The 16,651-nt window shown below is 32.6% G+C and carries 11 protein-coding genes; 7 read left to right on the top strand and 4 right to left on the bottom strand.

The window, feature by feature from the left end:
• Nucleotides 1-20 precede the first annotated feature (20 nt).
• Entirely contained in the window at nt 21-800 is a 780-nt protein-coding gene (locus tag HMPREF3241_RS03350) for a (S)-acetoin forming diacetyl reductase (protein ID WP_002486877.1), read from the bottom strand.
• A gap of 301 nt (nt 801-1,101) precedes the next feature.
• On the opposite strand from HMPREF3241_RS03350, the gene HMPREF3241_RS03345 reads away from it, so the two are divergent.
• The 4 genes from HMPREF3241_RS03345 (at nt 1,102) to manA (ending at nt 6,666) form a co-directional block, all read left to right on the top strand.
• Nucleotides 1,102-1,236: a beta-class phenol-soluble modulin gene (locus HMPREF3241_RS03345; protein WP_001831873.1), complete on the top strand. Its 135-nt coding sequence runs from the start codon at nt 1,102-1,104 to the stop codon at nt 1,234-1,236.
• Nucleotides 1,237-1,803: 567 nt separating this feature from the next.
• Nucleotides 1,804-3,675, top strand: coding sequence for a BglG family transcription antiterminator (locus HMPREF3241_RS03340; protein ID WP_070853450.1), 1,872 nt, complete (start codon nt 1,804-1,806; stop codon nt 3,673-3,675).
• A gap of 84 nt (nt 3,676-3,759) precedes the next feature.
• Complete coding sequence (locus HMPREF3241_RS03335; protein WP_070853449.1) at nt 3,760-5,700, top strand: fructose-specific PTS transporter subunit EIIC; 1,941 nt, start codon at nt 3,760-3,762, stop codon at nt 5,698-5,700.
• 15 nt (nt 5,701-5,715) lie between these two features.
• Nucleotides 5,716-6,666, top strand: a complete 951-nt coding sequence (gene manA / locus HMPREF3241_RS03330) for a mannose-6-phosphate isomerase, class I (protein ID WP_002476080.1) — start codon at nt 5,716-5,718, stop codon at nt 6,664-6,666.
• A 310-nt stretch (nt 6,667-6,976) separates the two neighbouring features.
• On the opposite strand, the gene HMPREF3241_RS03325 is transcribed toward manA, so the two are convergent.
• The gene (locus HMPREF3241_RS03325) at nt 6,977-9,835 is read right to left on the bottom strand and encodes a YhgE/Pip domain-containing protein (protein WP_070853448.1); all 2,859 of its coding nucleotides are present in this window, start codon (nt 9,833-9,835) and stop codon (nt 6,977-6,979) included.
• Nucleotides 9,836-10,123: 288 nt separating this feature from the next.
• Between HMPREF3241_RS03325 and HMPREF3241_RS03320 the strand changes: the two genes are divergently transcribed.
• The gene (locus HMPREF3241_RS03320; RefSeq protein WP_070853447.1) at nt 10,124-12,091 is read left to right on the top strand and encodes an amidase domain-containing protein; all 1,968 of its coding nucleotides are present in this window, start codon (nt 10,124-10,126) and stop codon (nt 12,089-12,091) included.
• Between the two features lie 368 nt (nt 12,092-12,459).
• Here HMPREF3241_RS03320 and HMPREF3241_RS03315 read toward each other — a convergent pair whose 3' ends face one another.
• Nucleotides 12,460-14,490, bottom strand: coding sequence for an LPXTG cell wall anchor domain-containing protein (locus HMPREF3241_RS03315; RefSeq protein WP_002490902.1), 2,031 nt, complete (start codon nt 14,488-14,490; stop codon nt 12,460-12,462).
• 249 nt (nt 14,491-14,739) lie between these two features.
• On the opposite strand from HMPREF3241_RS03315, the gene HMPREF3241_RS03310 reads away from it, so the two are divergent.
• Nucleotides 14,740-15,168, top strand: coding sequence for an organic hydroperoxide resistance protein (locus tag HMPREF3241_RS03310; RefSeq protein ID WP_002446944.1), 429 nt, complete (start codon nt 14,740-14,742; stop codon nt 15,166-15,168).
• Between the two features lie 313 nt (nt 15,169-15,481).
• The gene (locus tag HMPREF3241_RS03305; protein WP_001831885.1) at nt 15,482-15,658 is read left to right on the top strand and encodes a hypothetical protein; all 177 of its coding nucleotides are present in this window, start codon (nt 15,482-15,484) and stop codon (nt 15,656-15,658) included.
• A 231-nt stretch (nt 15,659-15,889) separates the two neighbouring features.
• Here the strand turns inward: HMPREF3241_RS03305 and HMPREF3241_RS03300 are convergent, their stop codons facing one another.
• On the bottom strand, nt 15,890-16,579 hold the full coding sequence (locus HMPREF3241_RS03300; protein ID WP_002446943.1) for a flavin reductase family protein: 690 nt from the start codon (nt 16,577-16,579) through the stop codon (nt 15,890-15,892).
• Nucleotides 16,580-16,651: the final 72 nt, after the last annotated feature.

The raw sequence follows: 16,651 nt of genomic DNA, 5'->3' as shown, positions 1-16,651 counted from the left end.
ATATCTCATTGATATTTATCTTAGTGGAATCTCATACCACCGTCAACGATGATTGTTTGGCCAGTAATATAATCTGAATCGCTACCTGCTAAGAAGCTTACTACATTAGCTACATCTTCAGGTTTAGACAAGCGTTTTAAAGCAATTTGATCTGTAAATTGTTTCCAACCCCATTCCATTGGTTGGTTATTTTCCTCAGCAAGCTTTTCAGCGATACCTTTCATCATTGGTGTTTCAACAATACCAGGTGCGAATGCGTTGACTGTAATATTTTTCTCAGCTAAATCACGTGCTGCTACTTGAGTTAATCCTCTAACAGCAAACTTAGTACTACTGTATAGAGATAAGCCTGCATTACCTTCAACACCTGCTTGAGATGTGGCATTGATAATTTTACCGCCATGTCCTAATTTATCAAATTGTTCAATTGCAGCTTGGATGCCCCAGAATACACCACCTACGTTAACACCTACAACTTGATTAAATTGTTCAGGTGTTACTGATTCAATTGGTGTCATTGGACCAAGACCAGCATTATTAACTAGGACATTTAAATCGCCAAAGTGTTCAACGACTTGATTTAACACACTAAATACTTGATCACGATTTGAAACGTCTGCTTTAAAAGCAACTGCTTTTTGCCCTTCTTTTGATAATTTTTCAGCTGACTCTTTAGCTACCGCTTCATTAAAGTCTACAAGCGCGATGCTATATCCATCTTCAAATAGACGCTCAGCAATTTTCAAGCCAATACCTTGTGCTGCACCTGTGACAACGGCTACTTTTTTTGAGTTACTCAACAAAACCACTCCTCAATATTTCTTAATATTATATATTTAAATTATCATAATTTGTGCAATTTGATGTGAAGATATTGTGAATAAATGCACAATTTTATTAACATTTAATTTTCAATGTTCATCTATTGCAATTAATTAAATTACAAGAAGTCGCAATATTCCAAATTCCTAGTTCTCAATTTTATTTTGTTTTTAAAGAATTTGTTAAAATTTCTCAACTCCATTTACATGTATCTACATGTATGTTAAAAATAGTTATGTAAGCGTATCACAAACAACAACAAGGGAGGATTATATTATTATGTCAGGTATCGTTGAATCATTACATAACGCTGTAAACGCTGGTTTACACGTAAAACAAGATTGGGTAGACATGGGATTCGGTATTGCAGATACAGTTGCAAAAATCGTTGATCAAGTTTTAAAATTTGTTTAATTCAAAATAGCATATGAAACCTCATTGTTTCTAAATACCATAAAACAAGGCTGGGATACATATCATGTCCTAGCCTTGTTAACATATTAGTAGTTGTAGATGCTAATTAAGTTGAACAAGTGACTATACTGTACTATTCATCTTAAAATATTAATTCTATAACCTTTTTAGAATTTATCATTTTAGCCCTCTATTTCTCTGACAAAATCATTTGTTCTAATACTCCACCATCATACTGGACCATTAACTTTCACTCTTAAGCGAACTGATTTCCACATGGTTTAAAGTGAAGCAATTTTTATTAGAGATATTAATTTCATCTCTTTACCACTTAATATATATCGAACTCAAATCTAATTTAATTCAAATTTTACTTTTTAATAATTGATGTCCACTATTCTAAAAATATAACTTAATTATAAATAACGACTTCTTATAATTGTAATTAAGATGATGGTAATATTTTTCACGTTTTCCCCATATTGATTGTGTTCAATTTTAATAATAGAATTAAAGTAAATCATTGAAGCGTTTTCTCAAAGTTTATATAGAGAAGAGTGATTAATCGTGATCGATAGACAAATCAAACTCATCAAATTGTTATTAAATTATACAGATACGTATATAAGTGGCCATGATATTGCCAAACAGTTAAATGTATCTAATAGAACTATTCGTAATGATATTAAAACTATACATACTACATTTCTAAATGAATTAATTTTAAGTGTACAATCTAAAGGTTATCTGCTAAATACATGGCTTTATACACCTAATGAGATACAATCTGCTTTAGAATCAGTTATTGTAAAAGAGAATAAATTACTTGTCACAATTGCTTATAGGTTATTTATGGAAAAGCATACATTCACTATCAAAGAGCTATCTTCAACTTACCATTTAACAAAATCAAAAGTGATTGATTATATAACACGTATACAAACGTGGGCTATAAAATTTGATATTTATTTATCAATTAAAAAGAAGCAAGGTATCATGATCGATGCGAGTACAACGAGTATCAGTAATGCTGTACTTCATATCAACCAACTTACAGACGATGACTTTAAAGTTGAAAACCTTATTTTACAAGAGTTACCTCAAGCCCATACTAGAAAAATAAAGCAAATTATCTCAAAGCATATAGATAATCATCAATTATCAACTTCTGAAAATAAAATACAACAATTACTTGTGCATCTAATTTTAATTATCAAACATTCTCAACCAGAGGAAGAAGATTGGAGCACTGATTCAGAATCTTTAACTATTGCGAAAAAGTGTATAAAAGATATCAACGAAACGCTTGGATATCAACTTAACAATAAAACAAGCGAATGCTTTTCCTTTTTTATTAGCTACCATTACAATAAGTTTGATTTAGGGGTCCAACAACTATTTATCCAAAGTTATATCGATCGCCTCGTTGAATTAATGGAGCAACATATTGGTTTTCCCTTTTCACAAGATACAATTTTAAAAGATAATATGAACGTTCACTTTAGTCGTACATATTTGCGATTAATGCGTCATGTGTATCTAAATAATCCATTAACAAGTCAAATCAAACGACTATATCCCTTTGTCTTTAATACACTATATGATAGTATTCGACAATTATCACAAGATACAAATATCCAATTAAGTGAAGACGAGATTGCCTTTTTAACTATACATTTTCAGTCTTCTATCGAACGTCATAAGTCATCACATATTCATGTTGTAATTGCTTGTTATTATGGTTTAGGCATCTCAACGTTACTCGCTGAGAAAATCAAACAACTTAATCATGCAATACAAATCGTAGATACATTAAAACTTGAAGATATTAACGACTATCATTTTGAAGGGATTGACTTATTAATTACTACTCAAGACTTTGATACAAGACAACTTTTACAAACACCTAAAGTCATACAAGTATCACCTTTATTTTCAGATGAGGATGCTAAAAAAATCGAATTCTTTATAAAAGCCATGCAAAACCCATTATCAAAAGATGATATATTATCAAAAATTCAGTTGAGTGTTGAGTCCAATTTCAAACTGAATCATTCAAATCACATTCTTCCAATTTTTGAGAAATCCAAAGAAATTTTAGATTATCATCATGCAACTCTAGATGGCTATATAGAAAGTGCCATAGATCGCGAAAAACAATCCTCAACATATATAGGTAAAGGGATAGCACTCCCGCACGGCAACCCTGAAAAAGTACTAAAATCACACATGATTATATTTAAACCTTCTCAACCTATAACATGGAAACAACATAAAGTTAAACTTGTTTTCTTTTTAGCAATGAGTAAAAAAGATTTAAATATTAACCGTAAAATTATACAAACAATTGCTCAATTAGAAGAAGATGACATCCATCAATTATGTCTTTTAGATGATTTACAACTAAAAAACACTTTGTATGCACGTTTTAAAGAATAATTGCCACTATTGACGGCAATTATTCTTTTTTATGCTTAAATGTATGCGTTTACAATTATTGTTAGGAAAAGGAGCGTGCATACTATGAAAATACTTGCAGTTACATCATGTCCAAATGGAATTGCTCATACATATATGGCTCAAGAAAAATTAGAACAAGCGGCAAAAGATATGGGCGTTGATATTAAGGTTGAAACTCAAGGAGGCCTCGGAGCAGAAAATGTGCTCACTTCTAAAGAAATCAAAGAAGCTGATGGAATCATCATTGCTGCCGATAGACAGGTAGATTTATCAAGATTTAATGGTAAACCTCTCATCAATGAAAGTGTACGTGAAGGTATTCATAGACCTAAGGAATTAATACAGCGTGTGATTGACCAAGATGCACAAATTTACCATGATCAAAATATTTCTACAAATATGTCTAGAGACCAGGAAGAATCTCATAAAAGTAATATTCAAATGGTGTATCAGCATTTAATGAATGGTGTATCCTTCATGGTGCCATTTATCGTCGTTGGCGGTTTACTCATAGCTATTGCCTTAACTCTTGGAGGACACACCACTCCAAAAGGATTAGTTATCCCCGAAGATTCATTTTGGAAATCTATTGAAAATATTGGTAGTTTATCGTTTAAATTTATGGTTCCCATCCTTGCAGGTTATATCGCGGTGAGTATTGCTGATAAACCTGGTCTTGTTCCAGGTATGATTGGTGGTGCCATTGCTGCAGATGGTAGTTTATATGGAAGTGAAGCAGGAGCCGGTTTCCTTGGTGGTATCGTCGCAGGTTTCTTAGCGGGCTATATTGCAAAATGGATTAAACAGATTAAAGTTCCTAAAGCTATGGCCCCTATTATGCCTATCATTATTATACCTATTCTATCTTCATTAATAGTTGGTCTCATTTTTATATTTGTAATAGGCGCACCAATTTCGAATATTTTTGGTGCATTAACATCATGGTTAAAAGGAATGCAAGGGGCTAACATCATTATTCTTGCTCTTATTATTGGCGCGATGATTGCTTTTGATATGGGAGGTCCAGTTAACAAAGTAGCATTCTTATTCGGTTCTGCATTAATTGCTGAAGGCAACTACACTGTGATGGGAATGGTGGCTGTTGCAGTATGTACACCACCGATTGGTTTAGGTTTAGCAACGTTTGTTCGTAAACACCAATTTAATAAAGCAGAACAAGAAATGGGTAAGGCATCATTTACGATGGGATTATTTGGTATCACTGAGGGAGCAATCCCTTTTGCTGCACAAGATCCTCTAAGAATCATTCCAGCTAATATGATTGGTGCAATGATTGCTTCAGTGATAGCGGCCATTGGAGGTGTCGGTGATAAAGTTGCTCACGGAGGTCCTATTGTCGCTGTACTAGGTGGAATCAGTAACATTTTATGGTTCTTTGTAGCTGTTATTGTCGGAAGTCTAGCAACCATGTTGACAGTCTTGTTATTTAAACGTCACACCCCTGCTACAACAAAAAGCAGTAGTGGAAATGATACTTCTGTTGGAACTGACAATGTATTTTCTGATGACCAATCTACTAATCACACTACACAATCCTCACATCATATAGTGTTCGATAAATCACTCATTGAAATTACCAAGGAACCAATGACAAGAGATCAAGCGATTGATAGATTACTTACAAAGTTATGCCATCGTCATTACATTACGAATATAGAAGAGGTAAGAACCGCAATCCTTAAACGAGAAGCTGAGTCAACAACTGCTATCGGAATGAACGTTGCAATACCACATGCTAAATCTCATGCAGTTAAACGTCCTATCGTCGCTGTATTAAATCATAAAGCAGGTGTAGAGTGGGAAAGTCTAGATGAATCAAATCCTCAGCTCATTTTCCTTATAGCTGTTCCCAATGATAATAACGATACACATTTAAAACTGCTACAACGTTTATCACGAACGCTCATGAAAGATAATACGCGTGATGAGTTAATTCATGCTCAAAGTCGTGATGAAATATTTAATATCTTAAAAGAGATATAAAGGAGCGTATGACAAATGGTACTTTTTCTTCAACCCGTATTTCAAGAACGTTTATGGGGTGGCACCAATCTCACTCAATTTGGTTACGATATTCCGAATAATTCTACGGGTGAATGCTGGGCAATTTCCGCACATAAAAACGGTCCCAACACAATTCTTAACGGAAAACATAAGGGGAAATCTTTAAAACAAGTTTGGGACGAGGATAAAGCACTTTTCGGAAATGACTCACGTAAAGATTTTCCACTCCTCACTAAAATTCTAGATGCACATGATCGTTTGTCAGTACAAGTACATCCTGATGATGAATATGCACTTAAACATGAAGGCGAATACGGTAAAACTGAATGTTGGTATATTTTAGACGCTCAACCTGGTGCTGAAATTATCTATGGTGTTAATGCTACAAGTAAAAATGAACTTGAACATATGATTGATCATCATGAATTCGACTATTTATTTAAACATGTACCTGTTAAGCCGGGTGACTTCTTTTATGTACCAGCCGGTACAGTTCATGCTATTGGTTCCGGAATACTCATTTTGGAAACCCAACAATCCTCAGATACAACATATCGTATATACGATTATGACCGAAAAGATAAAAATGGTCATACGCGTGAATTACATTTAAACCAAAGTAAAGATGTTATTGATATCACTACAACTGAACCTAATACAACACCTAAGACTGAAATGATAAATGGCAATCAATACACTCAATTTGTTGCTAATCATTTCTTTACGGTTGAAGAATGGTCTATCAAAGACATATTAGATTTTCAAAAACCACACACTTATTGCTTAGTGTCAATGATTAACGGCCACGGGCAAGTTTCAATCAATAACGAAGTATATAAAATCGATAAGGGTGATCATTTTATTTTAACTTCTGAAGATCAATATATTAACTTTGTTGGTAATATGGATATAATAGTCAGTTTTAGTAAAGATGAGGCATCTTAAATAAACGTGTTGCATCAATTTTTAATTTAAATCAATTGAATAAAACATCATGTTACTTGAACTGACTTAATCATAGATTTTTCTTTCATATAAGAGAAGCATCGATAATTACAACTGTGCCTGTTTCTATAGCAATAAAATCTGTCACTGTTAAACTTAGGATAAACAAAAACGGTTATCCACCTTCTGTTAAGGTGAATAACCGTTTTTTAACTTATCTTTCTAAGATAAGAACAATACAACATGTTTTCCTGTAAGTATCATTTTAAATCATACTGTTCTGACATTAATTAAGTAAAATCGTTGATCTTTATTCAGTTACTTTACTTTCGTCAGCTTTTTCAGCAATTTTACGGATAATAGGGTCAGTCACAGGTTTCAAGCAATAACCTACAACCATGAATCCAATTCCGAATAAACCTAAAATAATCACTTTCGTAATCAGTATCTCTGGAACTATACCTCCAACTGTTTCACGTAATGCGTCGATAGAATACGTGAATGGTAAATATGGAGATATCGCTTGGAAGAATTCTGGCGTTGTTTGAATTGGGAATGTACCTCCTCCACCAGCAATTTGTAACACAAGTAAGATAATAGCAACAGCCTTACCAGGGTTACCTAACAATGATACAGATGTGTAAATGATCGAGTTAAATACGAGTGAACTAAACACGGCAACAGAGACAAATAATATCGGTGATTCTATCGATGCTTTAAGGATAACTAAATCACCGATAGATACTATTAATGCCTGTATGATACCTAATAAGAAAAAGAAACCAGATTTACCAAGATACACTTGTCTCTTCGTCATAATAGGTTGTAAGTGTTCGTGTTTGTTATCCACAGATAATAAGCTAACCATTAATAATCCTCCAACCCAAATAGACAATGCAGTATAGAATGGCGTCATACCAGAACCATAATCTTTTACTGGGAACACATCTGTCGTTTTTTTATTAATAGGGTTAGCAACAATATCCGCCTGTTTCTTCAAATCATTTTTCAGTGTATCTATTAACTTATCTACAGCATCATCTTTATCTAACTTTTTGAAGATTTTATTTGCTTTTTTCAAGTCTTTCTCAACATCTGGCAATTTATTTTCTGAGAAATCGGCAAGCGAAGCAAGTGCTTCTTTAGCTTGAGGCTGTTTCTCGTTTAATAAATCTACAGCATTATCATAACGGCTAAATAAAGATGGTATTTTTTGGTTTACAGACTGTGTTACATTAGCTAATTCTCTCTCTAATCCAGGCAAGTCATTACGTACAAAGTCTGCGGCTTTCGCGACATCTTTTTTAGCTGTTGGGAAGTAAGCCTGTGCAGTTCGCATTGCATTTATATATGCGTTTTCGATTGCTGGCAATGCAGTTTGAATCGTATCAATTCTCTTTTTACCGCTATTTAAAATATCTTGACCAGCGTTAATCACTCGGTTAATAGTATTTAATTTAGACTGGATTGTTGATAATGTATTTTGACCTTTATTAAGTTGATCAGTAATCTCATTAGAAACAGCTAGTAAATTACGATTAAGTTCTTTTTTAATGTAATTTCGTAATGTATCTAACCTTTTATTTAAGTTAGGTAAGTCACGTAATACATTGACTGCTTCTAATTGTCCAGAGCTACCATTTGACAATGCATCTATTAATTGATTGGTACTTTTTAAATTATCATTAATGCTATTGTTTGCTTCTTTCACTTGCTTAATTTCATTAGATAAATCAACATGTTCACTTTTTTCCAACTCTGACAAGATATCTATAAATTGTTGATTATACTTAGATGCGTTTTCTAAGCGTGATTTTATATTTTTTAATGGTTCTTTAAACTCTGATGGTTTATCTGAAGCGATGACACCATATGCTATATTTTTTAATGACTTAATGTCTTGTTGGGTAGCTTGTGCTTGTTGATCTGTTTGATTAGATAATGATAATAAAGCTTCTGTTAAAGCTGTATTCATTGATTTTACATCACTGTTAGATAAAATGTTATCACTGTATACGGGTTGATTCTCACCTGATTGACTCACAGGTACTGTTTTAATGTTTGAATGACTCTTCCCTTCCGAATGAGATGATTTTATAGCGCTTTGGGGTGTAGTTGATGCTTGATTTCTTAAATTTTGATTTGCTTGGTTGTTCACATCTTGAGCGCGACCCGCTGATTCTTGATAGTCTCCCACTCTCGCTTTAGCTTGAGTCAAATAACCTTTTGCATCATTTAACTGACCGCTCGCTGCATCAATACCTTCACTTGCAATATCAACACCTCTATTGATTCTAGGGAATTGTGCTGGAACATCATTAGCAGCAACATTTAAAATTCTTTCAATATTAGGCATGTAGCTATCAAGTGCAAGAATCAACTTAGCCCTTTCATTAAGCGCCGGAATAGACGAATTAACAGCATTAAGTTTTTCTTGAGCATCTAATACATTCCCTTTATACTTCCCTAAACTTCTAAATTGATTAGCATAAGCATCCAAATCGTCTTGATGTTTATTTAGTTCAATAATCTTGTCTGCAAATTGATTAATTTTAGGCAATGAATTATTAGCTTGATATACAGCACTCTTAATTTTATTGATTGTAGGTACATTATCTTCAATTGATAGTCCGACTTTATTAGCTTCAGAAAGTAAAGCGGTTGCTACGGTTTTGTTAAATTGTTTATTTGCTTTATCAATCACAAACGACGATCCCGTATCGGTTAACTTAGCTGCTACGGCATTAATCTTCTGATTTACTTTAAAATCTATATCCGCCTTTTGAGGATGTTTTCTTAAAGTGCCAGTGATTTCATGTGTAAATTTCTTCGGTATATAAATACCTGCATAATATTTTCCCATCTTAATTTCATGGTCAGCTTTTTCTCTACTCACAAATTGCCAGTCAAAACTATCATTCTTCTTTAAAGTTTTGACCATTTTATTTCCTACATTAATATTCTTACCACGAACTTTTTCACCTTGGTCTTCATTCACTACGGCAACTTTGATATGTCCTGTATGACCATACGGATCCCACATAGCCCAGAGGTTAAACCATGCATAGAATGAAGGAAGAATTGCTAAACCAGCTAAGATGACCCATACACCTGGTGTTTTAGCAACTCTTTTTAAATCCGTGATAAAAAGTTTTAGTGCGTTTTTCATTTTCACACTCCTAATTATCATTATTCTTTTTTATTGTAATACATTTCCGTACAGATGATTACTTAAATGTGCATATTTTTTTGCTTACGTAAAGATGATACACATATTATATTAAAATTTGATTAAATGGATTTATTTTTCTAATGTTGATTAGTATAATATTTGTATTAAGGCGTAATTCATTTTTGTTGATACTTGTCAACTTTATAAATCATAAGATAAATTATATCAAATTCTCATTTGTTATGACAATAACTAAAAATAATTTTTAAGGGAGCACACACTAAGATGAAGAAAAATAAATTTTTAGTATATTTACTATCTACGGCGCTTATCACGCCAACCTTCGCTACACAAACAGCTTTTGCTGAAGATTCATCTAATAAAAATACAAGTTCAGAGAAAATGGAACAACATCACGCACAAAAAGAAACATCAAAGCAATCTGAAAAAGATGAATTTAACAACGATGATTCTAAACACGATTCTGATGATAAAAAAAGCACTTCTGACAGCAAGGACAAAGACTCTAATAAATCATTATCAGCTGACTCAACACATCGCAACTATAAAATGAAAGATGATAATTTAGTTGATCAACTTTATGATAATTTTAAGTCTCAGTCAGTAGATTTTTCTAAATACTGGGAACCGAATAAATACGAAGATAGTTTTAGTTTAACGTCACTCATCCAAAATTTATTTGATTTTGATTCTGATATAACAGATTACGAACAGCCACAAAAGACAAACCATTCTTCTAATGACGAAAAAGATCAAGTAGATCAAGCAGATCAGACAAAACAACCATCACAACATCAAAATCACTCACAGTCGTCTGCTAAACAAGATCAAGTACCATCAAACAATGAAAAAGAAAAGACAACTAACCACCAAGCCGATTCTGACGTCAGTGATTTACTTGGAGAAATGGATAAAGAAGATCAAGAAAGCGAAGACGTAGATACAAACAAAAATCAATCTTCTTCTGAGCAAAAACAAACTCAAGCGAATGATGATAGCTCAGAACGTAACAAGAAATATTCTAGTATTACAGATTCAGCATTAGACTCTATTTTAGATGAATATAGTCAGGATGCTAAGAAAACAGAAAAAGATTACAATAAAAGCAAGAATACAAGTCACACTAAAACATCTCAAAGTGATCATACTGACAAGAATCCACAATTACCAACAGATGATGAATTAAAACATCAATCAAAACCTGCACAATCATTCGAGGATGACATTAAACGCTCAAATACACGTTCAACAAGTCTTTTCCAACAACTACCTGAATTAGACAATGGTGACTTATCTTCTGATTCATTTAATGTTGTTGACAGTCAAGACACACGTGATTTCATTCAATCAATTGCTAAAGATGCGCATCAGATTGGAAAAGACCAAGATATATATGCATCAGTTATGATTGCTCAAGCTATTTTAGAATCTGACTCTGGAAAAAGTTCACTTGCACAATCACCAAATCATAACTTGTTTGGAATCAAAGGTGACTACAAAGGACAATCTGTAACCTTTAATACTTTAGAAGCTGATAGCAGTAATCATATGTTTAGTATCCAAGCAGGTTTCCGTAAATACCCAAGTACTAAACAATCTCTTGAAGATTATGCAGATTTAATCAAACATGGTATCGATGGTAATCCGTCAATTTATAAACCAACTTGGAAGAGTGAAGCTCTATCATATAAAGATGCTACTTCACATCTGTCACGCTCATACGCCACAGATCCTAATTATTCTAAAAAATTAAATAGTATTATTAAACATTATCATTTAACATCTTTTGACAAAGAAAAAATGCCTAACATGAAGAAATACAACAAATCAATAGGTACAGATGTGTCTGGTAATGACTTCAAACCATTTACTGAAACTTCCGGTACATCACCTTACCCACATGGTCAATGTACTTGGTATGTGTACCACCGTATGAATCAATTTGATTCATCCATTTCTGGTGACTTAGGTGATGCTCATAATTGGAATAACCGTGCTGAAAGTGAAGGCTATACGGTAACGCACACACCTAAAAATCATACTGCAGTTGTGTTTGAAGCTGGACAATTAGGTGCTGATACACAGTATGGTCATGTTGCTTTCGTTGAAAAAGTTAATGACGACGGTTCAATTGTTATTTCTGAATCAAATGTTAAAGGATTAGGTGTCATTTCATTCAGAACTATTGATGCAGAAGATGCTCAAGATTTAGATTACATTAAAGGTAAATAGTAAAAATTTAAAATTATTTGAGGTATTACCCACAAAATAATAGCACAAAGATGTATTCCAATTTACAATGCATCTTTGTGCTTATTTTATATTCAATAACTATATTTGAGTAAGTTTACATTAAAAAGTCCATTTTTATATTTTTCTCAAGTGATTTCTAAAAGTATATTATTCATTATATATAACGATCGTTATTGCATGTCAAAAAAGAGTAGGACAGAATTGATTTTAAATTCTTAGTCCTACTCTTTTATACTGACTCTTGTTATAAACTTTGAGTAAGCGTTGCACCAACTCAATCATTAACTGTGTAATAGTTTAACTACACATAAGATTGATGATGTCTATTAGTATATATCATTTTCAAATTAATTTTGGTGTTTTTTTCTACGAGCCATAAAGATGAGCGCCCCACCTAATGACATGAGTACAACAGCCACTGGCATCCAATGTTGTTTGATGACTTCACCTGTCGCTGGTAATGAAATATTACCATCGTCGTCAAATAGATCACTTAAAAGGCCACCTTTATTATCTAAAGATAATCCATTCTCCGGTGCCGAATGATCTAATTTATCAAGAATAGATCCTCTTGAGTGAAGTTTATCAAGTAAACTTGGTCTATCAAATATTGAATTAGAATCACCGACACCTTTGTTAATACGATCTAACAAGGATGGTCTATTCTTTATAGGATCTAAAATATATTCTAAGTCTTTCTTAGCTTGTTTTGCTCGTTTTTCTAAATCTAATAAATCATTTGCCTTGCCTTCAATCGCAGAGTGAATGAGATCCATGATATCTGATTTGTCCTTTTGTACACGCGCAATAACATCAGCGATAATTTTAGCTTTGTCTTTATTGATACGGGTTTGTAATATTGTTTCAATCGCTTGTCTTTTGTCTTTAGCATCATTAATCACACCATTCAATATATCATCAGCTGTTGCTGTTCCTTGACTATTAAAATGACGTTTTAATTGTTCTACGATTTGAGAATTCGACAAGTTTTGGCTTAACAATTTTTTGGCAATACGATCTGCTTCATCATTACCAAGTCGTGTCGTCAACAGTTGTTTAATTAAACTTTCTTTATCTTTAGATTGATCTAACATTGATTTTAAAATATCATCACTAGAAGTTAATGCAAGACCATCGATTTGCTTGGCAATTTGATTAGCGATATCTTCATTACTTCGGCCATTTGTTTTAATACGTTTCATTATATCTTCTACTTCATTTTTGCTAAAAACACTATTTAAGATATCTTCGGTTGCTTGTTTTTTATTACTAGCACCATTGAGTTGATCTATAATAATATTTCTTTGTCGGTCAATACTTTGCTTAGTTTTATCAATTTCTTTTTTAAGCGCTTGTTTCTTATCATCAGATAAAGTGTTATTATCCTCTACTTTTGTATCTAGTGCTCTTAAATTCATTAATTTATTATTTATATAATTAGAATCTAGTGATTGATTGTCAGTTTGTACCTTAGCAAGTGCTTTTTCAATCTTATCACTACCTTGTAATGAACGTGTAATTGCTTGTATATCTTGTTTTCCATCTGTGACATGTTGATTTTTTGAATCCCTAATTTGATCAGTATCTGATGCTAGACGTTCTAATGTTGAGCGACGACCATCATTACTTTTATCGTCTTTACTATCACTATCAGATTGGTTTGTTGTTGTACTAGATTCTTCTTTGTTATTTTCTGTTTTATTAGATGGTGATGCTTGCTGATTGCTTTGTTCAGAAGGCTTATTATTAGAGTCAGACTTAAAATCTTGTTGGATTTTATCTAATTTATCAATAACTGACTCTTCAGAATCATCAGTAGTTGCATTACGTGTACTAGCACTTGTATCGTGTACTTTATTATTTGAATCATCTTCTTCATCGGTTGTTGAGTCGCTAGGTTTAGAAACACTTCCTTCATCTTGTTGACGGTTATCAACATTTTTAGCAATTGAATCTAAATCTGACAGAATTTTATCTAAGTCTTTAGTTATATCATCATTATCTTTTTCAGATGTATCGTCATCTTCAGTTTTTGATGATGTGGCACTAGAGTCTGTCGATTCTAAGTGATTATTTTTATCTTTTGCATCATTTATAATACGGTCAATGCTTGATTGATTATCGACTTTATCTAAACGTTCTTCAAAACTTTTGATATCTGCGTCAGAAAGTTCTTTCAAATCTTTAATATCATTTTTAGCTTGTTGGATTTTGTCAGCGATGGAGTTACTATTAGAAGTATTTTCAACATTTGATGATGTACTTTCTGAATCTGCAAAAGCATCTTTTGTAAAGCCATAACCAACCAGCGAACCACTAAGTAACAACGCAGAACATGACAGCTTGAGGTAGACACCAATTTTATCTGTTCTCTTCATTTACACATACTCCTTTAATAAAGTTACCTGTATTATTCTTTAAATAGATTTACATGATTTAATCAAAAATATACATATCACATTATAATACATAATTTCATAGATTTGTAGATAATGAACCTAAAATAACAAATTTAAAAAACAAATTTCTTGTAATTATTAGTAATTTGGTATTACACTTCTTTACACACATAATTATTTAAATAATATATTAAATTAAGTGTAATTCAAAAACAAGGAGTTTTTATAATGGCAAATTCTATTTACTCAACTACAATGATTTCAAATGGTGGACGTGATGGTCGCGTTTTTAGTCCAGATAATACATTTGTTCAAAACCTTGCAACACCTAAGGAAATGGGTGGTCAAGGAGGCAACGATACTAATCCTGAACAATTATTTGCTGCTGGATATAGTGCATGCTTTAATAGCGCGCTATCATTAATCTTATCTCAAAATAAAATAAGTGATGCAAACCCAGAAGTTGAAATCACTATTGAATTACTTAAAGATGATACTGACAATGGTTTTAAACTTGGCGCAGATATTAAAGTCACACTTGAAAATATGTCCCAACAAGATGCTGAGAAATTTGTGGAGCAAGCACATCAATTCTGTCCATACTCAAAAGCAACACGTGGTAATATTGACGTTCAGATAGACGTTACAGCTCAATAAAACTTGTAATCGTACAACTAACTCTTTGCAAATAATTCTATACACGATTAAAGAGTAGAATAATGAATTCAAATTGAATTCTATTCTACTCTTTTTATATATTCTCATACTTCCACAATCACTGTTTTTCATTTTCAATCCCTCATTATATTTACTTTTCATAAACAAAATATCTTTTTTTAAATCAATTTCATACTTTTTAAAAAATTTTACTTTAAAACAACTATAAAAAGGTTAAAATGGTAATAGTATAAGTAAGTAGATTTTTTCTTCATAAAATGTAAAGTTGCCCATCACCGAAGGAGGACTATTTATGTTTACCATATCAATCATCGCTATGATTATTGGTGTTGTGCTTATCGTTTTAAGTCAAATTATCTATCATTCAAAACCGATAGATGCTAAAGAAAAAATGTTTATACCCGGTGTATGCCTTTTTTTAGTAGGACTCTTAAGTTTAATCGGTCACTTTGTTAATGGCTACGTATGATCTTTTTTCAAAGCTGTAAAACATACCAACATCTCTATAACAAAACATAGTATTTAAAAATTTTGTAATTATTAAAAGAGCCTAGGACATCAATGTCCTAGGCATATTTAGCTATTGGCTTTTGTCAGTTAAATTTAAAATACTCTTTTTCAAGTTTTTAAATTTCTAGTTCTCATTAATGAATCTGAACGACGAATTCAATATGAAAATGATTTCATTCTTTTTGATGTATCATGATTCTTTATTAGTGTTGTCAAAATTTCGACCTTCTAGTCCAGCCAATTCTTCTTTCGACGCTGCAGGTGCTTTCATTTCAAATATTTCATCGACAACCGTGTAATCATAATAACCGAGACGTGCTATAGGTCTGATTGACTTAATGTCTAATTTTCCGTTGTCCATAATTACTTTATCGTCAATATGCACTTGTGCTACACGACCGATGACTATATCCACAGTTGAAACAGGGTCTCCAGTGGGAATTCTTACTGTTTGAACGTATTCACATTCAAAATGAACAGGTGATTCCTTTACCCTACTTCCAGGAGCTTCGATACACGATTCTTTCGTCACACCAGCAAAATCAAATTCATCATCTTCTGGAGGTAATGCTTTGGATGATAAATTCACTGCTTCACGCAAATCATATGTTGCCATATTCCATACAAACCAACCAGTTTCTTCCGCATTTTTAACTGTATCTTTTCTTTCATGATCGCCAAGCACTGACTGATTAGCCGCAAACATTACCATTGGGGGATCCCATGTAAGATTTTGATATTGACTGTACGGCGCCAAGTTATCTTTACCTTTTTTAGATACTGTAGAAATCCAACCTATAGGTCTAGGTACGGTGCTACTTTTGAACGGATCATGTGGCAATCCATGACTTTTAACACCTTGTTTTGGTGAATAATTCATTTTATATCCACTCCTATCGTTAATCGTTCTATCAACTTAAGGTTACATAACTTGACTTAGCATTGTCTAATA

The sequence above is a fragment of the Staphylococcus sp. HMSC34G04 genome (assembly GCF_001838765.1).
In the GTDB taxonomy this organism is placed as follows: Bacteria; Bacillota; Bacilli; order Staphylococcales; family Staphylococcaceae; genus Staphylococcus; species Staphylococcus epidermidis.
Note: the sequence above shows the minus strand (reverse complement) of the source record. Positions and strands in the feature narration are given on the sequence as shown.